18 protein-coding genes are annotated in these 23,853 nt (G+C 68.1%); 9 read left to right on the top strand and 9 right to left on the bottom strand.

The window, feature by feature from the left end; all coding sequences use genetic code 11:
• Positions 1-174: 174 nt before the first annotated feature.
• The 5 genes from HUA78_RS01650 to HUA78_RS46115 all read left to right on the top strand — a co-directional run bounded on the left by HUA78_RS01650 (position 175) and on the right by HUA78_RS46115 (position 7,232).
• Positions 175-585, top strand: a complete 411-nt coding sequence (locus HUA78_RS01650) for a methylglyoxal synthase (protein ID WP_174453453.1) — start codon at positions 175-177, stop codon at positions 583-585.
• 183 nt (positions 586-768) lie between these two features.
• The gene (locus HUA78_RS01655) at positions 769-1,710 is read left to right on the top strand and encodes a hypothetical protein (RefSeq protein ID WP_174475512.1); all 942 of its coding nucleotides are present in this window, start codon (positions 769-771) and stop codon (positions 1,708-1,710) included.
• A 397-nt stretch (positions 1,711-2,107) separates the two neighbouring features.
• Complete coding sequence (locus tag HUA78_RS01660) at positions 2,108-2,416, top strand: hypothetical protein (RefSeq protein ID WP_174475513.1); 309 nt, start codon at positions 2,108-2,110, stop codon at positions 2,414-2,416.
• Positions 2,417-2,970: 554 nt separating this feature from the next.
• Positions 2,971-4,479: a hypothetical protein gene (locus HUA78_RS01665; protein WP_141643567.1), complete on the top strand. Its 1,509-nt coding sequence runs from the start codon at positions 2,971-2,973 to the stop codon at positions 4,477-4,479.
• A complete protein-coding gene (locus HUA78_RS46115) occupies positions 4,476-7,232 on the top strand; it encodes a YfhO family protein (protein ID WP_254623520.1) in 2,757 nt (918 codons plus the stop codon). The genes HUA78_RS01665 and HUA78_RS46115 overlap by 4 nt, the downstream gene beginning before the upstream one ends.
• Before the next feature lie 6 nt (positions 7,233-7,238).
• Here HUA78_RS46115 and HUA78_RS01675 read toward each other — a convergent pair whose 3' ends face one another.
• The 4 genes from HUA78_RS01675 to HUA78_RS01690 form a co-directional block, all read right to left on the bottom strand.
• Positions 7,239-8,006, bottom strand: coding sequence for a MerR family transcriptional regulator (locus tag HUA78_RS01675; protein ID WP_141643568.1), 768 nt, complete (start codon positions 8,004-8,006; stop codon positions 7,239-7,241).
• 291 nt (positions 8,007-8,297) lie between these two features.
• Entirely contained in the window at positions 8,298-9,191 is an 894-nt protein-coding gene (locus HUA78_RS01680) for a hypothetical protein (protein WP_174475514.1), read from the bottom strand.
• A 153-nt stretch (positions 9,192-9,344) separates the two neighbouring features.
• Positions 9,345-9,602 carry a hypothetical protein gene (locus HUA78_RS01685; RefSeq protein ID WP_141643904.1) on the bottom strand — a complete coding sequence of 86 codons (258 nt, stop codon included), beginning with the start codon at positions 9,600-9,602 and terminating at the stop codon, positions 9,345-9,347.
• A 165-nt stretch (positions 9,603-9,767) separates the two neighbouring features.
• Entirely contained in the window at positions 9,768-12,638 is a 2,871-nt protein-coding gene (locus tag HUA78_RS01690) for a fused MFS/spermidine synthase (RefSeq protein ID WP_174475515.1), read from the bottom strand.
• 45 nt (positions 12,639-12,683) lie between these two features.
• Between HUA78_RS01690 and HUA78_RS01695 the strand changes: the two genes are divergently transcribed.
• From HUA78_RS01695 to mrpC, 3 genes are all read left to right on the top strand, one after another.
• A complete protein-coding gene (locus HUA78_RS01695) occupies positions 12,684-13,658 on the top strand; it encodes a sensor histidine kinase KdpD (RefSeq protein WP_141643902.1) in 975 nt (324 codons plus the stop codon).
• A gap of 13 nt (positions 13,659-13,671) precedes the next feature.
• Entirely contained in the window at positions 13,672-15,123 is a 1,452-nt protein-coding gene (locus tag HUA78_RS01700; protein ID WP_174475841.1) for a sigma-54 dependent transcriptional regulator, read from the top strand.
• Positions 15,124-15,387: 264 nt separating this feature from the next.
• Positions 15,388-16,134, top strand: coding sequence for a Crp/Fnr family transcriptional regulator MrpC (gene mrpC, locus HUA78_RS01705; RefSeq protein WP_015351149.1), 747 nt, complete (start codon positions 15,388-15,390; stop codon positions 16,132-16,134).
• 172 nt (positions 16,135-16,306) lie between these two features.
• Here mrpC and HUA78_RS01710 read toward each other — a convergent pair whose 3' ends face one another.
• Both HUA78_RS01710 and HUA78_RS01715 read right to left on the bottom strand, forming a co-directional pair.
• The gene (locus HUA78_RS01710) at positions 16,307-17,878 is read right to left on the bottom strand and encodes an aromatic amino acid hydroxylase (RefSeq protein WP_174475516.1); all 1,572 of its coding nucleotides are present in this window, start codon (positions 17,876-17,878) and stop codon (positions 16,307-16,309) included.
• A gap of 106 nt (positions 17,879-17,984) precedes the next feature.
• Positions 17,985-18,893: a LysR family transcriptional regulator gene (locus HUA78_RS01715; RefSeq protein ID WP_174475517.1), complete on the bottom strand. Its 909-nt coding sequence runs from the start codon at positions 18,891-18,893 to the stop codon at positions 17,985-17,987.
• A gap of 154 nt (positions 18,894-19,047) precedes the next feature.
• Between HUA78_RS01715 and HUA78_RS01720 the strand changes: the two genes are divergently transcribed.
• Positions 19,048-20,964 (top strand): sulfatase-like hydrolase/transferase, encoded by a 1,917-nt coding sequence (locus tag HUA78_RS01720; protein ID WP_174461278.1) that lies wholly within the window; start codon positions 19,048-19,050, stop codon positions 20,962-20,964.
• Between the two features lie 40 nt (positions 20,965-21,004).
• Here the strand turns inward: HUA78_RS01720 and HUA78_RS01725 are convergent, their stop codons facing one another.
• From HUA78_RS01725 to HUA78_RS01735, 3 genes are all read right to left on the bottom strand, one after another.
• On the bottom strand, positions 21,005-21,598 hold the full coding sequence (locus HUA78_RS01725; RefSeq protein ID WP_174461279.1) for a hypothetical protein: 594 nt from the start codon (positions 21,596-21,598) through the stop codon (positions 21,005-21,007).
• A complete protein-coding gene (locus HUA78_RS01730) occupies positions 21,598-22,377 on the bottom strand; it encodes a metallophosphoesterase (protein ID WP_371745471.1) in 780 nt (259 codons plus the stop codon). The genes HUA78_RS01725 and HUA78_RS01730 overlap by 1 nt, the downstream gene beginning before the upstream one ends.
• Positions 22,378-22,557: 180 nt before the next feature.
• Positions 22,558-23,652 carry a vWA domain-containing protein gene (locus HUA78_RS01735; protein WP_174475518.1) on the bottom strand — a complete coding sequence of 365 codons (1,095 nt, stop codon included), beginning with the start codon at positions 23,650-23,652 and terminating at the stop codon, positions 22,558-22,560.
• Positions 23,653-23,853: the final 201 nt, after the last annotated feature.

The following is a 23,853-nucleotide window of genomic DNA, read 5'->3' on the forward strand; positions in this document are numbered from 1 at the left end:
CGATGTCTTTTTTGTGCGAGAGGAGCGGGTGATAACTCGCGGATTCGCGGAGGACGATGTTAGGGGTTGAGCCGAGATGGATGGTGGGTAGGTTCTGGGTATCGCGGGGATATTCAACATCGCCCTCGTGCGGGCCTGACTCTATCGGCCGTCTAGAAACCTAGGGAATCCCGAATGAAACTCCGCATTGCATTGATTGCTCACGACACGAAAAAAGACGACATGCTCGCCCTGGCCGCTGAATACAAAGCCTTCCTCTCAACCTGCACGCTGACCGCCACCGGCACCACCGGCGGCCGCCTGACCAACGAACTGGGGCTGGAAGTGGACCGCAAGCACTCCGGCCCCTTTGGCGGCGACTTGCAGATCGGCTCGCTGTTGGTGGAGGGTGAGATCGACTGCTTGATCTTCCTGCGCGACCCGATGACACCGCAGTCGCACGAACCGGACATCAACGCCCTGGTCCGCGCCTGCGAAGTGCACAATACGCCGTGCGCGACCAACGTGGCGTCAGCACATCTGGTGTTGACTCAACTCGAGCAACGCGCGGCACAAATGAGCAACGGAGGAAGGGAATCCGCATGAACCGCGGCGGCGGTCCTGTATCCATGGACCTGGTGAAGGTGGACCTGCCGCCGCGCGGCGCGCTGGGCCGTGGGGGCGGGGCGCCACCTGAACCTTCTCACGCGACAGTGACCTCCGCGACTACCGGAACCGTACGACGCGTGGGGGCTTGTCACCGGCGTGCGGGCTCGGGAAGGTAGGGGGATGCTCGTTTCGGTCCATCTCTATGCATGGCAGGCCGTCATCGTCGGCAATGCGCGGCTCGGAGGGCGCGACCTGCGAGCGGCGGTGCTCGACGACCCGTGGGTGGGCGTGACGAAGAGGGAGGGGGACGTCTTTCGCGGCTTCGCCTGCGATGGGGATTTCGAGCCCTCGTTCTATGCATGGCTGGATCTCCAGCGGGTGCGGGGCCTGCAAGCGATCCGGACGCTGTGCACCGTCGATCCCGGTGACTGGGCGCTCCACACGCCGCCACCACGGCAGCCCCCGTTGCCGGAGTTCGCCCTCGTCTTCCCGGATCGCGTCGCCTGGTACCGCTACAAGCATTCGAGCCTCGACCCGCGAGGCCTGAGCGGACCCTATGAGGAGTGCTTCGTCGAGGTGCCTGAGGAGTCGCGGCCGGCGACGATCACCCCTCTGGAAGAGGCGGAGCGGGAGCTGCTTGTGGCCACCCGGGACTATGTCGCGTTCGTGGAAGCCAGGGCCCGAGCGGATGACGCGACGGACATGTTCTACGCGAAGCAAGGGCGCACCACGTTGGAGCTCCTGGAGGACACGGAGGACTCCTTTCGGGAGAGGCTCATCGCGCTGCGCCAGGAGGAGTTGAAGGAATATCGCCGGCGGGCCAAGCAGTGGCACCCCGTCCAACCGGCGACGAGGGCGATGCGGCCCGTCATCCTGGAGAATGCCGCACGCTGGCTGGTGCGGGACGATTACCTGAGTGTCCTGGAGGCCGCGGGCGCGTCGTGGCGGGCGGTGCGACTGGCGAGAGCCTCGCAGGACGCCTGGCCCCTGAACATGGACGTCGACCGCAGGTCCCAGGAGGATCTTCCGCCCTTCATCCACGCGCCAGGCTATGTCGCCATCGGCCGGCGCTGGGCCTGCGCGGCTGCGGCGGCCCTGAACGCCGCGTTGAACATGCGCTAGGGGAGTGTTCGCAAACTAGAGCCAAAGGCTTGCGACAAGCCCCAGTCCTCGCTCCAATGCCCTTTCCCTATCTCGAAGCACCTGACGATCATGAACCCACGAACCCTCGGTGATTGGCTCGCGACCCGTTGGCGATATGCCACCATGGCTGTGCTCCTGGGGCTGACTGTGTCGCTCGGAGTGCCATATTGCGGGCGGTGGTGGCGCATCGACACGTGCCTCGACTCGGGTGGCGCCTGGAACCATGAACAGAGCACCTGCGAGCACTGACCCCGCTGCCCCACCAGGCCTCGGGACCGGCGATTCCGCAAACCCCTCCTGCGCCCCAGCAACCATCCTTCTTCGCAGGGGTCCCAAGGGAGAAGTAGCCTGGAGCCCCCATAGGATTGAGCGACCCATGACCCTGGACGTTCGTGAACTGATTCATCAAGCGATGGTCGAGCCTCGCCAAGGAGTGCAGTCGCTCGCCCGTGAGATCCGAATCGCCCTTGGCCATGGTGACCCCGACGCCGCACGAACCTTGGCTTATGCACTGCTGGCACTGGCCGTCGAGAATGACCTCGCACATGAGTCGCTGACGGACGCTGTTGATTGGTTGATTCGTGATGAACGAACCAACATTGCAATCATGCAGCGCCTTCACCGGTACGCACAACTGGCTGGCGACACCCTCTTGGAACAACGACTCACTGGACGCGTGGACTGAACCCACCCCAGACCTCGCGAATCGAGTCCCTCACATGTGCAACTTCACGGACGAATATCGCGGCAATGACCTGGAAGAGTGGAGCCAGGGCCATCGCTGGAGATGACGCAGCTCCATCCTTCAGGACACGAGTCATTTCCTCTCGGGTCGCAGGCAAGCTCACAGGTCGAGCCCCCATCCGTGTGAGCGAAGTTCGTCCCGCCGGCGCACACCAGGCCTGGGCCACAATCGCTCGGAGCCGCGCAACGAGTGCCGATGACCGCGAGCATCTTCGCGTCGGGGTCGCTCCCATTCGCCTCACGCTTGCAGCCTGCCAACCCCCAGGTCAGCAAGAGCAGCGTCACCGCACTCCACGACAGCCGATAGGCACGACTCATGTGATCTCCATCTCGGACCGCTCCTCGCAGGAGCCCCGGGGACTTCGTCCTGCCGCATCCCGACGGCTTTCGCGGCACAGGCAGCACCCTGCCACGCCCAGGACCCTACTCGCCCCCTGTCCTTCCCTGCAGGCATGCCTTCGCAGGGCGCCAGGAGCGAAGTAGCCTGCGGCCCACATGAGAACGCGGTCCCTCCTCCTTCCCGGTCCAGCGGCCCTGGCGGCACTGGTGCTCACCGTGCGGCTCGGGATGTCGCCGCTCAAGAACTTCGACCTGTTCTTCCACCTCGCCGGTGGACAGTTCGTCTTGAAGAACGGCTTCACTCGCATCGACCCCTTCAGCGTCACGGGCACCGCCGGCTGGGTCCCTCATGAGTGGGGCTTCGGCGTCCTCTGCGTCGCACTGGTCCGCTGGCTCGGCGCCGCTGGGCCCGCTCTCCTGGTCGCCGGCCTCGTCGCCCTCAACCTCATGCTCCTGTGGACCGTCCTGGAGCGCGCGGCCTCGGGGCGGCGTGGGTTGCTCGCCGTGGCGACGCTCGCGGCCCTCCTCGTCGTCTACGCGCCCACGTGGCCTCAAGAGCGCCCCTACCATCTGGGCCACCTGCTCTTCACCCTCGCGGTGCTCGCCATCCAGTCCTGGCGCGCGGGCAATGACCGCATCCTCTGGGTGTTCCCCTTCCTCGGCGCCGTCTGGGCCAACGTCCACGGGAGCTGGCTGCTCGGCCCCGCGCTGCTCGGCGCGACCGCTGTCGGACAGGCCCTGGACGAGGGCACCCCGGAGTCGCGCCGGCGCTCGCTGCGCGCCATCGGCTTCAGCGTCGCCGCGTTCCTCATGGCGGGACTGGGTCCGGACGGGCTCAACATCTACCTGTACCCGCTCCATCACTCGCTGCTGCCGTCCACGCAGACCATCGTCGAGTGGCGCCCGCTCAACCTGGACCTTGCCTCGAGCTGGGCCTACCTCGCGCTCGGCGGCGCGGCCTGCTTCGCCGTGGGACAGGCTCGCGTGCGCAAAGTGGCCATCCTCCTCCCCACCTTCGTGCTCGGCCTCGCCGCCATCAAGGTGCAGCGCCATGCCCCCTTCGCCGCCGTGCTGCTGGCGCTCGCCCTCCTGGAGCATGTCGCGTTGAGCCGGGACACCGCCGTGGCAACGGACGCGCCGGTCGGAGCGTGGAAGCGCTTCTGGTCACGGTTCGATGGACTGACGGCCGGTTGGAACGACAAGGCCAGCGGCGGGCTCTGGCCCACGCTGGCGCTGCTGGGACTTGTCCTGATTCATGCGCAGAGCCCACTGCCGTTCGAGCAGGGCGTGAAGCGCTCCGTCATCCCCATCCCGGTCTTCGAGGCGCTGCGCAAACATCCTCCGGGCAAGGTGCTCAACCCCTTCGTCATCGGCGGGCCCATCTCGTTCTTCGCGGGCGCCGACTACAAGGTGTTCATCGACAGCCGGAACGACCCGTTTCCCATGTCGGTCCACGAGGACTACGACAAGCTCGTCTGGGGCGAGCCCGGCTGGGAAGAAGCCCTGACGCGCTATGACCCGGACTACCTGCTCTGGGACATCGAGAACCCCGGCAACATCCTGCTCGACAACCTGAAGGTGCTCGGCGGCTGGCGCGAGGAGGCTCGTGACGGCAACTACGTGCTGTGGATTCGTGAGCGCACCACCGCGACGGGCCATCCATGACCGCGCGGCGGACGGAAGTGAAGAAGGCGGGGCTCGCCGTCGCGGGGCTCGTGGCGATGCTCGCCTTCGCCTACAGCCCGGTGCTGCGCGGAGAGCTGCTCGCCGGTCGAGACGTGTTCCGCATCTTCTTCCCTGACTCCGCCTTCCTGTTGGAGTCCCTGCGCGCGGGCGAACTGCCGCTGTGGACGCCGTACCTGCGACTGGGGCAACCGTTCGCGGCCACGCTCTACTCGCAGGTGTTCTATCCACCGCGATGGGTGGCGGTGCTCGTCTCCGGTCCCATCGTCTCGATGACGGTGTTGCACATCGCGCACGCGGCGCTCGCCTCGGTGGGAGTGTTCCTGCTCGCCAGGAAGCTGCGAGCCTCGTGGCCCGCGTCACTCGTCGCGGGGGCGATGTTCGGCCTGTCACCGATGATGACGGACCTGGGCATCCAGCAGAACGTCGTGGACGCGGCAGCATGGAGCGGGTTCATCCTCCTCGCGGCGCATGACCTCGCGCACCGGCCCGGACCCGGTCCGCTCGCTCGCCTCTCCATCTTCTCTGCCCTGTCTCTCTTCGCGGGCTCGCCCGAGACCACGCTGTGGCAGGGAATCGTCGCGGTGCTGGTGGCATTCCTCACGGATTCGTCGAGGCGTCGGGCGCATGAAGGGCCCTCGGCGACACGCGGGTTGCCCACGCCCGAGGCGCATGCAGCCGCTCAGCCGCTACCCGTTGGCGCGCCTCCCCCTGTTTCGGTCGCGACGTTGGCGGGGCCACACGCCGACACATCGACCGCGAGCGAGCAAGGGACCCAGGTCCGCTCCGATTCGGAAGTAGCGAGCCGAGCCCTTCAGCCCCACGCGGTACTGACCGCATCCGCGTCGCATCACTCAGAAGTCGCGCGGTCGAGCCTGCCTCCGTTCGGCGCCACCTCGGAACTGACGAAGGAGGGCCATCGACCACTCCGTGCGGAACAGTTGATTGTCGCCAGAGCCGCGAGGCCCTCGGACGCGGGAGTCGAGCAACCTCACCTCCTCGCGCACGAGCACATCGCCGAGCACGGTACGGCCGCGCGGAATCCATTGATGGGTCGCGAAGCGGTCCCCCATTCTCAGCTCCACGGCGTTCCTTCGTCGGTAGCGCCTTCGAGCACGCGCGACGCACGGACCCGCCTCCAGGCCCGGGGACTCGCGGTGGCGCGTATCACCGGGGGATTCATCCTGTCCGCCGTGCTCGCGTCGGTGGCGCTGTTCCCTGCGGCGGAGTTCGCTCGGAACTCCCTGCGCTCCCAGCGCGGCTGGGCCGAGCAGCTCGCCTGGTCCGTATCCTGGCCGCAAGTGCTGTCTTCTGTGTGGCCGCTCGCGGACTGGCCTCGTGACAGGTACTGGGGCGAGGACCAGTGGTTCATCCTCAACCTGTTTCTCGGCACCCTGCCCTGTGCGCTCGCCATCGTCGGCGGACTGCATGGCCCGCGTCGCGCACGGCCCTTCATCGTAGGGGCCCTCACGCTGGTGATGCTGAGTCTGGGGCGGCACTTTCCTCCCTCGGCCTGGGTCCTCCAGTCCGTGCCGCCGTTCTCGCTCTTCCGCTACCCCGCGAAGTACTTCGTGGGCGCGGCCTTCTGCCTCGCGGTGCTCTCGGCCTTCGGGCTGGATGCGCTGGGCCGGCTCGCACGAAAGCTGCCTCCCTCCCGACTGAAGGCCGCCATCGCCTTCGTCGCCATGGGCGCAGCCATCGCAGCCATCGGCCCCGTGGTGCGCATGCTCCCCATGCGCGCCTCCGCCGAGGCCGGTGCACCCTGGGTGCCCTTCGCGCTCGGGCTCGCCACCCTCATCCTCTTCCTCCTGCCGTGGTCCTTCGCGCGCCCGCGCCGCGTTCGCCATGGACTCGCGGCTCTCGCCGTCCTCGAACTCGCGGCGGCACACTCGCTGCTGGGGATTCCCAAGTACACGCCCTGGGACTCGCTTCGACAGCCCTTCTCCCTACGCACGCTGTTGCCCCAGCCATTTCAGGGACGCATCAGCGCTGACATCGAAGGCCCCGAGGACCCCACTCGCGCCGTGGTGACGAACACCATCGAGCGCAGCCTCGACCGCCTCATGCCGAACAGATTCGTCGAGGAGCGACTGCCCGCGCTCGAAGGCTACGGCGCCCCAGAGCCCGTGCGCTCGGACCGCTTCCACCTCGCCGGAGAGCGCAGCGTCTATGACCTGGCCGGCGTCACACACTATCTCCGCCAGGGCCCGCCCCCGTTCGAGGACCTGGAGCTGCTCCACCGCGCCGAGGACGGCACCACGCTCTCCCGCTCGCGCACCGCCCTGCCCCGAGCCTTCCTCGTCCAGCGCGCCCGCGTCGTCACGGATGACGAAGCCCTGGAGGCGGTGCTGGATGCCGACCAGCCCTTCCGGGAGATTGCCTTCCTCGCCTCGGGCGAGCCACTCGAACGTCCCGATTGCGAAAGCTCCGTGCGGCCCTCCAGCAGCGGAGCCCAGCACCTGGCACTGGACGTGAGGGCTTGCGACGACAGCTACCTCATCGTCTCGGACAGCTACTACCCGGGATGGCGCGCGACAGTGGACGGCAAGGACGCCCCCATCCACCGCGCGGACCACTCGCTGCGAGCCGTGCGCCTTTCACGCGGTGAGCACCACGTCCGCTTCGACTACACCCCGCTCAGCTTCCGCGCGGGACTCCTGCTGTCCCTGCTCGGCTGGGCGGGGCTCGGCTTCGTGTGGCTCAGGGCGAGACGACGTCCAGTCGCCCGGGCGTGACGGACGTCACGACTCCACGCCGTTGCGTTCCGCGTTGGCCACGAAGGCGTCTCGCAGGTACCGCGAGAGCCCGGGCTTCACGCTGTCGATGTTCTCCGTGAAGCGGGAGTCACTCACGTACATCTCCCCGAGCCCTCGGTGGATGACGTACGAGCACGGGTAGAACCACTTCGAGATGTACTGGCGATGCGCCTCCGCGAGCGCCAGCACGTCGGGCTCTGTCGGCGCGCGTCCTGCACCGAGGTGCTCCGCGAGCGCCTTCATGAGCTGGTCCCCTTCCGCCTTGATGGCGCTCCAGTCCTCCTTCTTGTAGCGCGAGGTCCGCCGGGCCGATTCCTTGTAGGCCTCCGTGTCGCCCCAGCGCTCCTTCACCTCGGCCTCGTACTTCGAGGGGTCGAAGTCCCCAAACGCCTCGAACATCTTCTCGCTGTCCATCGTCTTCCCCTGGTCCAGTGCGTCCAACGCCGCGTCCACGGCGTGGCGGAGTGCGTCCAGCCGCGAGGCCCGCTCGGTCAGCAACTGCCGCTGCATGAGCAAGGCCGCGCGAAGGTCGAAGCGAGGGTCACCCAGGATGCGGCGGATCTCCTCCAGCGGGAAGGCGAGCTCCCGGAAGAAGAGCACCTGCTGCAACCGCTCCAGGTCCGCCTGCGTGTACAGCCGATACCCCGCCTCGCTGCGCCCCGAAGGACACAGCAGGCCAAGCTCGTCGTAGTGATGCAGCGCCCGAACGCTGACCTTCGCCAATCGGGCCACCTGGCTGACCGTCAGAGCCATCTCTTCACCTCGGATGAGATGTCTAAGGCCTCACGTCGCGTGAGGGTCAACCCCCGCCACGTCGAGACGCCACGAATGAAGCGGGCAACCTGTCACGGGCTCCCTCAAATGGGGGCTCGGGCGGCCCTCCGAGCATCATCGGGCGGGTTGGGCGCACGGTCTCCGTGCGAGTCGCGCCCCTCGAGTCCTTCATGCAACGCGCCTCGACACCGGCCGTTGTGGAGTGGACCTTCGGGCCATCCACCGCGAAGTCTCGGGCGTTCATCGCGAGGCAACGAAGCCTCGGGCGCCTCAGGGCGCGTGCGCCACGTCTGGCGGAGCGTCCACGGGAGGACGAAAGACATACATCATCAGCGAGGCCCCCTCCGCCACGCGCACCGTCGCATCACGGCGTAGCACCCAGAGCTGGCCCGGCTTCACCGGCCGCTCGTCCGCCGCATCCAGGGAGCCCGAACCCTCCGCCACGTAGACGATGGCGGGCTCTGCGCGCGTGGCCGTCAGGGCATGCTCCCCCTTGGCGAGCACCACGCTGGACATCTTCCCCTCCAGCGCCGGCAACGTCTCCACCGTCACGCCTCCTGCCTGTTCCGCCAGCATGACGAGCGCGCGGGTCGGCGCGTAGGTGAAGGGCTCCGGCCCCTGCGCCAGTCGCGCATCCGTCGGCTCGACGTACAGGTTTCCGTCGAAGCGCGGCGTGGCGAACACGAGGTTGCCCAGCATCTGGTCCTCCGCGCGGTTGAACCACGCGTGGCCGGTGAAGGGCTCGGAGGCAATCAACGCACCGGGATGATGCGTCCCCCGCCGCTCCGCCAGCACCCCCTCCCGCCCCCAGATTTGATGCACCTCCGCCTGCCCCGCGACGATGACGGTGGCCTCATGCGTCCGGCGGTGGATGTGCAGCGGACACGCCTGCCCGCGCCCCATGACGTGCAGATGCACCGTGGCGCTGTCCGAGAAGAAGAAGGTGTCGGAGATGTCCGCCGCGTCGGGGTTCTTCTTCGCCAGCGACTCGAAGACGGCGGGCACGTCGAAGACCTCGACCTCCGGGTCCTCGGGCACCGTCATCGCCCGCTTCACGGCGAACAACACGCCCAGCAAGGACACCGTCAGCACCAGCGACAGCACCCGGTACAGCACCACCCGGCGACGCAGCAGCAAGAGGTCCGCGGAGGTGGGCTCGGTCACGGGGGCATCCTGGACTTCGCGCCGCGCCCCGGCCACCTGCCCTGCCGCCGAGCACGAGCGCACAAAGAAACATGGCGGGGCCCTCGATGAAGAGGACACCCGCCACGTGAGTAGAGGCACCGCCGTGAGGCGACGCATCCAAGACATGAAAGCTTAGTAGGCGTTGTTCTCGCCGAAGCTCTTCATGGTCTTCTTGTTCAGGGCGACGTTGGAGCTCTGGCCGTCGTTGGCGACGTTGGAGTTACCCGCCAGGGCCGCCGCGGAGGCGCCGAACAGCTTGCGAATGTTGTCGCCGAACAGCGTCACAACGCCGATGGCGGCGATCGCGATGAGGGCAACGATGATGATGTACTCGGTCATGCCCTGACCACGAGCCTTGCGGAGCTGGTTCTTCTTCGAGATCGCCTTCATGGGAAGTCTCCTGGGGTTCAGAACGGGAAAGACACCCTGTTACTCGGGGTTGAAAAGCACAGTACGGGAGATCCCACCTGCACCTCCATCCGTCATCGGGAGGATGGGGCCAATCCCCTGTAATTCCCGGCGGATAGCTCTTTTTCTCAGAGACTGGAAGGCCGCTCAGGGGCCAACCGGGGCTGCGACGGGCGTCTTCGAGGGGGCGCACGCCGAGGCGGGGAGAGCATCGCACAGGTTTCGCACGGCGCGTGCGAGCTCCGCGTCAGCGGGGAACTCGGAGGCCACCTGCCGGCCCAGCGCCAGCGCGGGGGCCGCGTCCACGGGGGTCCACACCGTCCGGGTCGCCCAGGCCCGCTCGGCGACGAGCTTCAGGTAGGCGGCGACCAGCTCCGGCTCGCGCCCGCCCTTCGCCACCTCCGGCTCCAGGAGGGAAGCGGCCAGCGTCAAATCCTTCTGGGCCAGGGCGGCCTTGCCCAGCGCCACCGTCGCCTCGCGGCTGTCGGGGGCCACCGAGCGCCACAGCGTGGCCACGCCGCGCACCAGTGGATCATTCGCCGCGTGGTAGCGCTCCATGTTGCGGTACAGCCGCGCGGCCTCCTCGGCCGTGGGCGGGTGCTGGCGCAGGTAGTCCTCCAGGAACAGCCGCGAGCCGCCTTCGGGAGAGCGGCGCTCGTCCTTCACGCGCACGTCGATGTTCGCGACGAAGAAGGCGATGGGCGAGGCGTACTCCAGCAGGTTGTGGTCATCCGTGTTGATGGGGCCCGGGCCCGCGAAGGCCAGCTGCCCGTCCTCGCTGTGCACCTGCTTGGACAGGAGCGCGAAGACGTCCGTCAGCCCCACGCGCCCCATGTCCGCGCGAACCTCCGGCACCGCCATCCGCTGGGCCAGGCGCTCCGCGTCGAAAGCCAGCGGCTTGCGGCTGGCCACGAGCACCAGGTCATGCGGCCCCAGCCACGTCGTGGCATGCGGGAAGGTGTCGCGCAGCGTGCGGACCACCAGCCGGATGAGTTCGTCGTTGCTCTCGTAGGTGTGAATCCACTGCACCAGCACGCCGTCATCCGCGAGGTGGCGGTCCACCGTCTGGAAGAAGTCCCGCGTGAAGAGGCCAGACACGCCCGCCACCCACGGGTTGGAGGGCACGCTCACCACCAGGTCGTACTTGCGCTCGGCCAGCGCCATGAACGTCTTCGCGTCGTCGATGTGGACGCGCGTGCGGGGGTCATCCACCGCGTTGCGGTTGTCCTCCTTGAACAGGCGCGCGGCGTCGATGACCGCCGGGGCGATCTCCACCATGTCCAGCCGCTCCACCGGATGCGCCAGCACGCTGCCCGCGGTAATCGCCGCCCCCGCGCCCACGAGGAGCACGTTCTTGGGCTCGCGCGGGTGCAGCAGCGCGCCCAGGTGTCCGGCAATCACCTGCGTCTCCACGTCGCTGCCGTTGGAGGCGTCAATCTTGCCGTTGAGCTTCATGAAGCGCAGGTGGTCCTGCGGGTAGTCGGCCACCATCACCGTGGCGAAGGTGTCGTCGCGGTAGAAGATGGGGTGGATGTTCTTCTCCGTCTCCTCCACCAGCTTCGCGTAGCTCTCCGGGGGCTTCTGGTGGGAGCGGATGGAGGCGATGCCCGACAGCCGGACGGACCAGCCGCTCATGCCGCCCAGCACCACCGCCGCCAGCAGGGCCACGGCGCCCACCGGCCACAGCGCGCGCACGGGGCTTGAGGGACGGCCCGGCAGCGCGTGGAAGGCCAGCGCGGCGGCGGCGAGGTTGGCCACCACGCCCGCCACGAAGTTGCCCTCCATGCCCCACCACGGCATCAGCACCAGGCCGCCCAGCGCGGAGCCCGTAATCGTGCCCACCGTGTTCCACAGGTACACGCCGCCCAGCTCACGGCCGACCTCGGACACCTTCGCCGTGGCCACGCGCGCCGCCGCCGGGAAGGCCGCGCCCATGAAGAACGTGGGCACCAGCAGGACGAGGCAGCAGAAGCCAAACGTCAACAACTGGAACAATGGCCAGGTGTCCACCGAGCGCGTCATCATCCACTGCGCCGAGCGGAACAGGTGCGGCAGCCGCACGTACAGCGGCAGGGCCACGCAGAGGCTGGCCACCAGCGCCACCTGCATCTGCCCGTACAGCTTCAGCGGGTCCGACTTCTGAGCGCGCGTCATCAGCCAGAAGCTGCCCAGGCCGATGCCCAGGATGAACGCGGTGAGGATGAGCGTGAAGGCGTACGTGGACGCGCCCAGGACGATGGACAAGAGCCGGATCCACGTCACCTGGTACAGCATGGACGTGAAGCCCGACAGCGCCACGCCCACCAGCGCCGCTCGCACCGCCACGCGGGGATAGGCCAGGTTCGCCGTGCTCTCGGACACCGGCGCGGACTGTCCCGGCGCCAGGGCGGGAGGATGCCTGCGCGCGAGCAGCAGCGCCGCGACGGCCAGGAGCAGGTTGAGCCCCGCGGCCAGCTTCGCGGAAGCGGACAGGCCCAGCACCGGCACCAGCTTCGTGCCCGCGATGAAGACGCCCAGCGCCGCGCCCAGGCTGTTGACGGCGTACAGGCGCGCCAGCTCCCGCTGCACCCCGGAGAGGCTGTCCGCGAAGTGCCGCACCAGCGCCGGCAACGTGCCGCCCATCAGCAGCGTGGGCACCACCAGCGACACCGCCGCCACCAGCAGCCGGGGACCCACCCGCCACCCATCCGGCACGCCGGGCGCGACGGCCAGCCACAGGGCACCCAGGGCATCCAGCACGTACGGGAAGGCCAGCGCGTACAGCGCCACGCCCAACTCGAGCACTCCGTACAAGGCCAGCGGGCTCTTCACCCGGTCCGCTGTCCTCCCGAAGACAGATGCACCGAGCGCCAGGCCGCCCATGAAGGTGGCGAGCACCACCGCGTGCGCCTGCCCACTGTTGCCCAGGACGTTCCCGAGATACTTGGACCAGACCAACTCGTAGACCAGCGCCGTACCTCCTGAAAGGAAGAGGAGGGCCGACACAAGGTTCTTCGGGAAACGCGCGATGAGGGACATAAGGGGACAGCGCGGAACCTTACTCGTTATGTTCGGGACCCACCAATGAACGCCCACCTCCTGCAAGCCGCATTGCTCGCCTGGTCTCCAGGCCTGCGGGTGACCCGCGCGCAGGGTGACTGCGCCGCCGTGCTCCGCCGCCCCGTCGAGGAGCTGCTCGACCGTCCTCTCCACCAGGTCCTCGGTGTCTCCGCCGAGCGCGCCCGCGAGCTGGACGCACGGGCCCGCGAGGACCGCCGCGCCGTGGAGTTCATCTCCTCGGCGCTGGGGAACGAGGACGCCACGCCCCTGCGGCTGACGCTCGGCCTGGACGAGGGCGAGGCCGGAGCGTGCGCCCAGGACCTCAACGTCCTGTTGGAAGGCGCCCCGCCGGTGCAGATCTCCCGACTGTCGAGCTCCCTCAGCCACGAGATTCGCAACCCCCTGTCCTCCGTGAAGATGGCGGTGCAGACGCTGGCCCGGAACACGGGCCTGTCGGACCGGGACAGGCGGCGGCTGACCATCGCCAACCGCGAGATTCGCACCATGGAGCGCATGCTCTGGCTCCTGTCCGAGTATGGCCGCGACACCACGCCCAACCTGGACGCGCACGTGCTGCGCTCGGTGATTCAAGAGGCCACGGGCATGGTGGCGCCCGAACTGGCCGAGCGCCGCATCGAGGTGCGCGTGGACGAGGAGGCGGAGCTGCCTCGCGTGCGCGTGGACCCCAACCGCCTGCGGCCCGTGCTGGCCCAGGTGCTGCTCAACGTGGCCATGGGTCGACCCGAGGACAGTCCGGTGGAGGTGGCCCTTCGCCGGGGCCCGCCGGGCCGCGTGCTGATGGTACTCAAGGACCCCGCCGCCGCTCTGCCTCCGGAGGAGAACGGCACCCTCTTCGAGCCCTTCGGCTCGAGGCTGGCGCGCGGCGCGGGACTGTCACTCGCCGCGCTGCGCCGGGTGATGATGGGACAAGGAGGGGACGTCGCCGCCGAAGGCAGCGCCGAGCCCGGCATGGTCTTCACGCTCACATTCGCCACCTGAGAAGGAAGCCATGATGGAGACCCTTCTCATCGTCGATGACGACGTGTCGCTCCTCGAGACGTTGAAGATGCACTTCGAGGAGATCGAACACGACGGCCAGCCACGCTACCAGGTGGCCACCGCCACCAGCGCCGCGGCGGGGCTGCGCGCGGCGCAGGACTCCATGCCCAGCGTGGTCATCCTCGACATGATGCTGCCGGACCGCACCGGTCTGGAGATCATCGAGGAGATGAAGGGGCTGTGCGGCGACGCGCGCATCATCCTCGTCACCGCCTACCACGACATGGAGACCACCATCCGGGCGATGAAGGCGGGGGCCTTCGACTACATCCACAAGCCCTTCCCGGACCCGGCCGCGTTGGACCTCGTCGTCGAGCGCGCGCTGGAGTACCGCCAGCTGTCACGCCGCGCGGACGAGGTGAACCGGGAGAACGCCGCGGTGCGCCTGGGCGACATCGTCGGCACCAGCCCCTCCATGCAGCAGCTGGTGAAGGAGATTGGCAAGGTGACGGGCAGCCACGCCACCGTGCTGATTACGGGAGAGAGTGGCACCGGCAAGGAGCTGATCGCCCGCGTCATCCACAACTACTCGTACGACGAGCCCCGGCCCTTCATCGGCATCAACTGCTCGGCCATTGTCGACACGCTGCTGGAGAGCGAGCTGTTCGGCCACGAGAAGGGCGCCTTCACCGGCGCGACGGCGGGCAAGCCCGGCAAGTTCGAGCTGGCCGAGGAAGGCACCGTCTTCCTCGACGAGATTGGCGACATGTCGATGATGCTCCAGGCCAAGCTCTTGCGAGTGCTCCAGGAGCGCGAGTTCGAGCGCGTGGGCGGCGTCAAGCGCATCAAGCTGCGCGCCCGCGTCATCGCCGCCACCCACCGCAACCTCGCCGAGGAGGTGGAGAACCTCCGCTTCCGCGAGGACCTCTACCAGCGCCTCAAGGTGATTACCCTCCTGATTCCCCCGCTGCGCGAGCGGCGCGAGGACATCCAGTTGCTCGTCAAGCACCTGCTCGAGCGCATCAACGAGAAGGTGCACAAGCGCGTCACCCGCGTGCCCACTGAAGTCATGGAGCGCCTGACGCGCCTGCCCTGGCGGGGCAACGTGCGCGAGCTGGAGAACGTGCTCACCCGCGCCGTGGTGCTCGCGCCGGGCGATGTGTTGCGCGGGGATGACCTGCCCACGCTGGACATCCCGCCCTCCCCGGAGTCGGGCCGCGCCGCCAGCAATACCCTCATGTTCACCGCCCCCGCGGTGGATGACGCCAGCCTCATCCCCACGCTCGAGGAAGCTGAACGGATGCTCATCGCCCGTGCCATGGCCGTCACAAAGGGGCACAAGGGTCGCACCTGCCAGATTCTTAAAATCAGTCGCCCCACCCTCGAGCGCAAACTGCAGAAGTACAATCTTTCACAGGGACAGAACCCTCTAGGGCACGGGTTCACCGTGAAAGACGACCCCTGAACACTGTCCGGGCCACGACAAAGGGCCCCACCCTTTGAACGTTTCGTTCAACATGATCAGACTGTTTGAACGTTCTGTTTCAGGTTTCGGACACAGACAGGTGGGTGCTACGGACCTCTAGCGCTAAGTACCCGGCATTCCTGGATGTGTTCCTTCCGGAGCACTTCATTCCCCAGTGGCACGTTCCTTGGAAAAGGTAAGCCCCGTTGCCGCTGAAGCAGGCGGCCGGTCCTACCCCCGATTGCTTTCCACGGAGTGAATGCCATGCACGGTTTCAATCGCCCCCTCGGCCCTATCGGTTCCAACGTCGTGGCGCCGCTCCAGGCAACCAGCTCCGGGATGATGGTCACCGCGAACAAGCTTGTTCCGGGGCAGGAGGCCATCGACTTCAAGGGCTACTTCAAGGTCGAGTCCTTCCCGCACAACTCGACCATCTACCGTCCTGGCGACAACACGGACCGCGTCTATCTGCTCAAGTCCGGCCGCGTCCGGCTGATGCGCATCGGGAAGAATGGCACCCGCTCGGTGGTGTCCATCCTCCGCCCCGGCGACTTGTTCGGCGAGCTGTTCCGCCCCGAGGGGACGCCGATTGAAGAGATGGCCATCGCCGCGGGCGAGGCCGAGGTGTGGAGCATCGAGGGCCGCGACTTCCGCGCGCAGCTCGAGGCCCGGCCGGCGCTGGCAGTGGACGTGGTGCGCGCCTACGCCGAGCGCGTGCGTGCCCTGCGCAAGCGCGTGCTGGGGCTGACCTTCAAGGAAGTTCCCGCGCGGCTGGCGGACACCCTGCTGACGCTGGTGGAGGCGCACGGTGAGCGCTGCCCCCACGGCGGGGAGACGGACCTGCGCGGAATCACGCAGCAGGACCTGGCGGACCTGGTGGGCGCGTCGCGCTCGTTCGTGTCCACGCTCATCAACGAGATGAAGCGCGAGGGCGTGCTCGGCAATGTCGGCCGCATCCTCTGCGTGAGGGACCAGAAGGCGCTGCGGAAGATTGCCTCCAAGGAGAAGTGAGCACGGCGGTCCCCCGCGGATGTCGCGGGAGCACTGACGTCAACGACGGGCCTGACCACGTGACTTCTACGTGGTCGGGCCCGCGTCGTTTTCATGGGTGACGGCAAGCAAGGAGCGGCCACGCGGGGAGGCGCGGCACTCGACGGGACGTTTCACTCCCCGGGATGCGACCTCAGGCCCGGGCCTTCAGCTCGTCGACCTCGGCTCGCAGCAGCCAGTCGTCCTGGAAGTCCGTCGCGGCGGCGGCGATCTGCGCCAGACGCTCCGGCTTCGACTTCCCCGAGTCGCGCAGACCGCGAACCTCCCGGTAGAGCGCCGCGAGCGACGGGTGCAGGGCCAGCGCCTTGCGCTCGCGCGCCTTCGACTCGCCGTCACCTTCCGCGAACGCTCCCAGCTCGCCGAACCACCGGTCCCACGTCTCCGGGTCCGCCGGCCCACCCGCCACCGAGGGCAGGTGCGTGGTGACGAAGAGCTTCGTCACCGCGGGCACGTCCAGCGCGCGGCCCGCGAGCCGAGCCCGCAGCGCCAGCACCTCGCCTCCGCCCGCCGCGAAGCCCTCCAACTCCAGCCCGCTGGCCAGTGACAACTTGAACGTTCCACGCTCCGGGAGGCTGCCCGCACCGAAGGCCACCAGCGCCGGACCGTTCCACGGCCGACTCCCATCCCCCTTGCCACCGCGCGAGGTGAGGACCGGACCCTCCATCCGCACCAGCGCGGTGGTGAGCCCCGGGGCCACCTCGGCGGGCGCGGCCACCGTTTCCAGGACGCGCCCCGTCACCTCGCGGCCATCCGCCAGCACCAGGTGATTCACCGTGCGCGCCTGCCGGGCCACCTCCAGCCCGAAGTCGCCGCCGCGCTTCCACGCCAGCGTGGACTCGAACTCCGACAGCACCTCGAACAGGTGCTCGAAGTCCCGCGCCACGAAGAGCTGCGGCTGCATCCGGGTGATATCGAAGTCCATGTCCGCGCACGCCACGCCGAGCGGCAGCTTCCGCACGGCCGGCGTCAGACAGAGTGCCGCCTCGCCAATGCTCGACAGCAGCCCCGCGCCGTAGATGCGCGGCGACTCCAGGCTCCCGACGAGGCCGTACTCCGCGGTCCACCAGTACAGCCGCGTCGCCCGCGTGCTCTCACTCACGTACCGACGGCTGGCGCTCGCCGCCTCCAGTCGCGCCTCTGAGTGAGCGACCTCTTCCGGGCTCGCGTCCGGGTCTTCCTTCACCACCGACAGGTTGCGGATGGCCTCGAAGACGGCCTGGTCCTCCACGCTCGCGATGGACTTGAAGCCCACGAGGCCGCACGCCTTCAGGTACTCCGCGTACCGCCGGTTGGCGATGATGGGCGCGTGCCCCGCGCTCTCATGGACGATGTCCGGCGCGGGCGTGTACTCGATGTGCTCGTGCGTGCGGATGTCCGAGGCGATGGCCAGAACTCCCATCGACTGGAGTTCGGTGAAGACCGCTGGCGGAATGAAGCCGCGCACGCCCACGCACGCCCAGCCCAGCCGCGACAGCCGCTCGTTCATCTCGTCCAGGCTGGGGATGGACTCCAGGTTGATGCCCGTCGCCGACAGCCCCTCCAGATAGACGGAGTGCGCCCGCTCCCCGAGGTGCCCGCGCAGCTTGCCCAGGATGTGCCGCCAGACGGCGTGATCTCTCGGCGTATACGCGTCGTAGTCCTGGCTCACCACGTAGCGCCGCAGATGCGCGGGCAGGCGGGATATCGTCAGTTCCGTTGGCGTCATATCCGGGCACTCCTGGTGAAAACTTTCAGCCCAGAGAAGATACAGGCGCAGGAGGCTCCGGAAAACCGGCAGAATTCGACGTCTTCGTCGATTTAACGACGAGCATTCATACGCGCTGACGCAGTCCGTCGAGGACGGTGGAGGCACCGGGACTGAGCGCGCCGGAGGGCCAGAGGGCCACGACTTCCACGGCCTGGGGCTCGTCCTCCTTGAGGGGCCAGGCGTGCATGTCTAGGGGGAAGGGGTGCATCGGCCGCAGGTCGGGCGTAATCGCGCAGGCGCTGAAGGCGCGCAGCAGTTCGTAGAGCAGAAGGAAGCTTTCGACGCGGGCCACCTCGGCCACCTTGACCCCATGGGCGGCGAAGCGCGCGCTGTTGGCGCCGCCATAGGGGTCGTCTCGCAGCCAGTCCACGAAGGGCTGTCCGTCCAGGTCCTTCACGTGCAGCGTCCGCCGGGACGAGGCCATGCTCGCCAGCGCGTTCCCCGGGCCGGCGAGCACGACGAACGACATGCGCAGCAGGGACTCCGACTCCACGCCTTCGTGGGGCGGCAGCGGGGTGAAGTCCAGTGCCAGGTCCAGCTGTCGCGTTTGCACCTGCCGCGTCAATTCGTGCGGTCCGCCGAAGCTGAGCACCAGCTTGAGTCCGGTGGCGGCGGCGTCGCGGGCGACCTTCCCGAGCAAGGAGATGGACAGGGTGGGATTGAGGCCCAGGCGCACCACGGGCTCCGCGCTGGCCAGGTCGCGCAGCCGCTTCATGTCGAGCTGGTGCAGGGGCGTCTGGGTGCCAGCGAAGAGGCGCTCTCCCCGAGCGGTGAGCTGGAGGCGTCGGCCGGGTCCGCGCTCCAGCAGCGTGGCGCCCTCCGCCAGCGCCATCTCCAGCGCGCGGATGTGCTCGCTCACCACGGAGCGGGCCACACCCAGGTGCTCGGCGGCCGATTCAATGCTGCCCGCCTCCACCGCCGCGGTGAAGGACTCCAGCCAGACGAGGTGTCGCACGAGCTTGCGTGGCGGCATGCTCCCATCCTGGCACCGCCGAGCCATCGGACACGAGACATGTGAGGCTCTATCCGACGCGTCGCGTGAGCGGGCGTGCATCCACTGCGAGGAGGCGGCCGGGCGTTCCTGTCTTCCTTGAACATCAGCCTGCGGCGGGCTAGCAGGAGGCGCGATGTCTCGGATGCCTCCCGCCACTGTCACTCCCGCCGAGAGGCTCCGCCCGCGGTTGGCCGACGCCCTGCCTTTGCTCGGCCCCGCGCTGCTCTGGTGCACGCTGCATGGGCTGCTCGCGCTGCTCTTCTTCGGTGCCCCCCTGCTCGACTCCGTGGGGAGGCTGGCCAGCTCCTTGCGTCCCGTGCTGCTGGTGGGCGGCATCGTCCAGGCGCTGTTCCTGGGGCTGCTCACCTTCGTGGCCACTCTGCCCCTGATACTGCTCGGGCGGCGCTATGCGCTGGCCCTGCCGGTGATGGTGGCGCTGGGCGTGGCCCTGCTCGGCGTGGACGCGCTCGTCCTGTCCTCGCTGGGCTTCCACATCAACGGGCTGGTGCTCGCGGTGGCCATGCAGCCGCGCGCGCTCGCGGAGACGGGGCTTGCTCCCCATGAGCTGGCGCTCCTGGGCGCGGCGACACTGGGCGTCCTCGCGCTCGATGTCTGGGCGGGCGTCCACTTCCTGCGGCGAGTCCCCCGTCCGCGCCACGTTGCCCGGCTCATCGCCATCCTCGTCCTCGTCACCGCGGTGGAGCGACTGACGAGCGCGTGGCTCGTCTTCGCCCATGGTGGCGCCGTGCTGCACGCGGCCACCACCCTGCCCCTGCAACCCCCCGTGCGCATGAACACCCTGCTCACGCGGCTGACGGACAGGCCCCCCGCGTCTGGACTGCGGCTGGGCGTGAGCCCCGAGGCCGGCGTCCCCGCGTCGACCATCGACCCCGCCTCGGTGCGCTTCACGCGCCGGCCCGACATCGTCCTCATCCTCGTGGAGAGTCTGCGCGACGACTTCTTCCGCCCGGACGTCATGCCCCACCTCTGGCGCAGGGCGGAGCACGGCACACGCTTCCTCCATCACCACAGCGCGGCGAGCTCCACGGACTACTCGCTCTTCAGCCTCTTCTTCGGACTGGAAGCACAGCGCCGCGACGCGGTGGTCGGCGCCGGGCGCTCGCCCCTGCTCTTCCCGGCGCTCCGGGAGAATGGCTATCGCCAGGCCTTCTTCGCCGCGTCCTCCGTGGACTGGATGGGCCTCAAGGACACCGTGTTCCGCGACGTGCATGGCGGCCTGCGCACGGACTACGAGGGCCGCAGCCACCTGCGAGACACCGCCATGGTGAAGGACGCGCTGGACATGGCGCGCACGACGCCCAAGGACACGCCGCTCTTCACCTTCGTGTTCTTCGCGGGCACGCACTTCGACTACGACTACCCGCCGCGCTCGGCGGTGTTCACCCCCGCCTGGGACGGCAAGGGAGGCCTGGCCACCGCGCGAGTCCCCGCCGAGCACCTCAAGGCCCGCGCCTGGAACTCCGCCTACGAGGTGGACACCAAGGTGGAAGAGCTCTTGAGCCAGTGGGAGGCCACACGCGGAACGCGTCCCCTGGTCATCTTCACTGGCGACCATGGCGAGGAGTTCCGCGAGCACGGCCGGGTCGGCCACGCCAGCGACGTCACCGAGCTGCAGCTCCATGTCCCCATGCTCGTCTTCGACGAGAAGCTTCCGACTGGGCAGGTCGAGGCCGTCACCGGCCACATCGACCTGGTGCCCACCCTGTTCGACCTGCTGGGTGACACCCACTCACCGGAGCAACTCGGTGACGGGATTCCCATGAGCCGCCCAGACCCTCGGCGCTACCTGCTCACCACCATTGGCTGGGAGGCGCGCTATGCGCTCATCGGCCGGGACTTGAAGGTGCGCTTCGGCGCGGGACTCCCCGGCACGGAGCTCAGCGACCTGTGGGACCGCCCCCTTCCGGACGCCCAGGAGCGCTTCGCCGCAGAAGCCCCGCGCATCCTGCGTCGACTCCGGGGCGGTGGCGCGCAGACCGAGGCCGAGCCGCCCTCACCTCCCGCCACGGCGACGCAGCCTCCGCGCTGAAGGCCGCCTCCACGGGGGCCGCCGCTTCACACCGCGCGCTTCAGAAGCGGACCCGCGCCCCGAGCGCGAGCGTGAACAGGCCCGTCTTCACGGTGCTCGGGTTCTGGAGGAACTGGACGATGCGGTAGTCCGTCGCCACCAGTTCGTAGTACCCCTCCAGGTGCCTCAGGCCAAGCGACGGCACGGGCCGGCCCGCGCTCCCGCCCAGCAACAGCGCGGGCCGCAGCGCCGTCTTGAACCAGTAGTAGCCGGAGACATAGCGGTCCGGCAGCGTGAGGAAGTAGTCGTCGCCAAAGGTGTAGCTGAAGGCCGCGCCCACGGTGAACGGACGAAAGCTCCACTCGCGGTGGGTGACGTGGAACGGATGCCACTGGCCCTTGAGCGTCAGGGTGACGAAGTCCGCCCCCGCCACCGCCCGAGGCGCCCAGCCCACCAGCACCTCCAGCTCCAACTGCTCGTCCAGGAAGGCCCAACCTGGCCCCGCGGCCAACATGCCAATCGAGCCGGCGAACTGGAGCGCCGCGTGGTCCGGCACGTACCACGGCGCCCCCGCCTCTCTCGGCGCCGCGCGCACGGGATGCGCCGCGAGCAGCATCGACGCCAGCAGTCCACCCACGAGCCAGGTGCGCGCCATCAGAAGAAGACCTGCTCCACAGCCACGGACTCGCCCTCGACGGTGACGAGCAGGTAACTGTGGAGCTCTATCGAGTCCGCGATGAAGTAGCGCACGCCCCGCCGCGCATCAGTGCTGAAGCGGTGGGTGTGGCCGTGAAAGGAAACCGTGACTCCGTGCTCCGCCTGGAGCTGCTCCAGCGGCTCTGTCAGCGATGCATCGAAGTCCGCATGCCCAGGTGGCACATGCGAGAAGGTGAACAGGTGCGCGCTACCCGGCGCTTCGCCCAGTGCCGAGCGCAGTTGCTCCAGGTCCGGCACGTTGCCCGGGAACCCGTACTCGCGGGAGTTGGAGTCGAAGAGGACGAACCGGCTCCCCCCATGCTCGAAGGCCAGGAACGTCGGCCCGAAGCGGTGGAGGTAGAGCTCCCGCCCCTTGCCGAGCAGGTCATGGTTGCCGATGACCGCCAGCGCGGGCACTGACGCGTCCTCGAGCAGCCCCGCCACCCAGTCGTACTCCTGGGCGGAGCTGAACTCCGTCAGGTCCCCCATCTGCACGACGAAGTCGACATCGCGCCGCGCCAGGTCCTTCACGGCGTCGACGGAATCGTCCTGGTAGACGCCGATGTCTCCCAGCACCGCGAAGCGGAAGGACCCGCCGCTGACGTTCCGCTGGAGCCGCTCGAGCGCCCGGGCATTCGTGTCCCGCACGCCCCCTCGAATCTCATAGGGGTGCAGCTCGAAGACGTCGCAGCTGACGCAAAGCAACAGCAGCAGCAGACATGGGACCCAGGACCTCACGGTCGTCCGAGGTAACGACGTGGTGCCACCTCTTCAACCCTTGGGTCGGGCGCTCCATGGCACATGAAACATCCGCTCATGGAGTTCATCACGTGACCAACAGTCGACACGCACGCAACGAGAACCCCAGGCCGTTGACGCTGTTGTCTCCTTCGCCCTCGGCCCGTTTCGCCGGAGCGCTCAGGCCGCGAGGGACTTGGCCCCGTCCCAGTCCTCCACCTCGTAGAGGAACTTCGAGCCATTCACGAGCTTGCGATTCGCCGAGGTGCTCTGCACGAAGACGACGTACTTCTCCAGGCTGGCGGGACGGATGCGCACCGTCTCCCCCGGCGGCAGCCCGAGCATCTCCCGCGCCCGCTCGCCGCTGTAGAAGTCACCCGTCTTGCGGTCCATCAGCACCACTTCCTTGTGGCCCTGGATGGTCTCCGTCTTGGTGAACTCGTAGAAGCCCCGTCCCGTCTTGAAGCCCAGCCCGTTCTCCTGGACGAAGGCCTTGATGGGCATGTCATCGTCCACCTCCAGCGACTGGAACCGGCCGGGAACCACGGCGCGCAGGTCCGTCTCCGCGTAATCCGACGACGTCTTTCGCTGGAGCATGGTGCTGAACATGGCGTTCAGCCCGCGGCTCATCCGCCCCTCCTTCGCGACCTCCGTCTCGTAGGCCTGGAGCCGCGCGTCGGACGACTGCTTGTAACAGACGGCCAGCAGCATGTCGGTGACGTGCGCGAACTGGTCCAGGCTTAGATGGAAGCCGCCCGACTTCTCCGCCAGCTCCTTGTAGAACGGCGTCGCATGGCGCCGCGCCAGCGCCTGCACCCCGTACACCGGGACGCCCATCCTACCCAGCGCGTCCACTTCCTTGCGCCAGTCCAGGCGCTTCGGGTTGTCCGACGGCGCATGCGGCACGTCATCACCAATCAGCACGAAGGCCCGCGTGTAGCCCACCGTCCATGACAGGGATTGCGCTTCGCGCAGCACCAACTCATAGCACTCCGGCGCGTCACCGCCGCCCGTCTGCCCCACCTTGTCCACGAACCGCACCACGGCCTTCGCATCGTCCGTGAGGTCCAGAATTTTCGTCACGTACGTCGAGCGCGCGTCGCAGTAGTCGCCGTGCGCGATGACGCCGATGCGGATGCCCGGAATCTCCTTCATCAATCGGGACACGGTGCCATGCAGCTTCTTTCGCACCTGCGCGAGACACGGATACATGCTGCCGGTGGTGTCGAAGCTGAAGACAATCTCGACGCGATTATCAATCACTGACGCGGCCATTTTTGGTTCCCCTCGTGTGCGGCGACGGAGGGAAGAATACGGGGTGGGTCTGACATTTTCGGGCCTCCCGGAGGGCCTACGCGTGGGGTGGTTCCAAGGGGTTGGAAGAACCCCTCCCAGCAGGCTTCAGCGATGTCCTTGCGGGCATGTCGGGGGCGTGCTGAAAAGCCTCGCCACAGCCCCAGACCGGGGCGCGGGGAG

The organism is Myxococcus sp. CA033, from assembly GCF_013336625.1.
In the GTDB taxonomy this organism is placed as follows: Bacteria; Myxococcota; Myxococcia; order Myxococcales; family Myxococcaceae; genus Myxococcus; species Myxococcus llanfairpwllgwyngyllgogerychwyrndrobwllllantysiliogogogochensis.

Bases quoted from the DNA above. Each gene is read 5' to 3' on its own strand.
- HUA78_RS46115 (WP_254623520.1), top strand. From the start codon at position 4,476: ATGACCGCGCGGCGGACGGAAGTGAAGAAGGCGGGGCTCGCCGTCGCG.
- HUA78_RS01685 (WP_141643904.1), bottom strand. From the start codon at position 9,602: ATGAAGGCGATCTCGAAGAAGAACCAGCTCCGCAAGGCTCGTGGTCAG.
- HUA78_RS01700 (WP_174475841.1), top strand. From the start codon at position 13,672: ATGGAGACCCTTCTCATCGTCGATGACGACGTGTCGCTCCTCGAGACG.
- HUA78_RS01695 (WP_141643902.1), top strand. From the start codon at position 12,684: ATGAACGCCCACCTCCTGCAAGCCGCATTGCTCGCCTGGTCTCCAGGC.
- HUA78_RS01720 (WP_174461278.1), top strand. From the start codon at position 19,048: ATGTCTCGGATGCCTCCCGCCACTGTCACTCCCGCCGAGAGGCTCCGC.
- mrpC (WP_015351149.1), top strand. From the start codon at position 15,388: ATGCACGGTTTCAATCGCCCCCTCGGCCCTATCGGTTCCAACGTCGTG.
- HUA78_RS01655 (WP_174475512.1), top strand. From the start codon at position 769: ATGCTCGTTTCGGTCCATCTCTATGCATGGCAGGCCGTCATCGTCGGC.
- HUA78_RS01710 (WP_174475516.1), bottom strand. From the start codon at position 17,878: ATGACGCCAACGGAACTGACGATATCCCGCCTGCCCGCGCATCTGCGG.
- HUA78_RS01735 (WP_174475518.1), bottom strand. From the start codon at position 23,652: ATGGCCGCGTCAGTGATTGATAATCGCGTCGAGATTGTCTTCAGCTTC.
- HUA78_RS01725 (WP_174461279.1), bottom strand. From the start codon at position 21,598: ATGGCGCGCACCTGGCTCGTGGGTGGACTGCTGGCGTCGATGCTGCTC.
- HUA78_RS01650 (WP_174453453.1), top strand. From the start codon at position 175: ATGAAACTCCGCATTGCATTGATTGCTCACGACACGAAAAAAGACGAC.
- HUA78_RS01665 (WP_141643567.1), top strand. From the start codon at position 2,971: ATGAGAACGCGGTCCCTCCTCCTTCCCGGTCCAGCGGCCCTGGCGGCA.
- HUA78_RS01690 (WP_174475515.1), bottom strand. From the start codon at position 12,638: ATGTCCCTCATCGCGCGTTTCCCGAAGAACCTTGTGTCGGCCCTCCTC.
- HUA78_RS01675 (WP_141643568.1), bottom strand. From the start codon at position 8,006: ATGGCTCTGACGGTCAGCCAGGTGGCCCGATTGGCGAAGGTCAGCGTT.
- HUA78_RS01715 (WP_174475517.1), bottom strand. From the start codon at position 18,893: ATGCCGCCACGCAAGCTCGTGCGACACCTCGTCTGGCTGGAGTCCTTC.
- HUA78_RS01660 (WP_174475513.1), top strand. From the start codon at position 2,108: ATGACCCTGGACGTTCGTGAACTGATTCATCAAGCGATGGTCGAGCCT.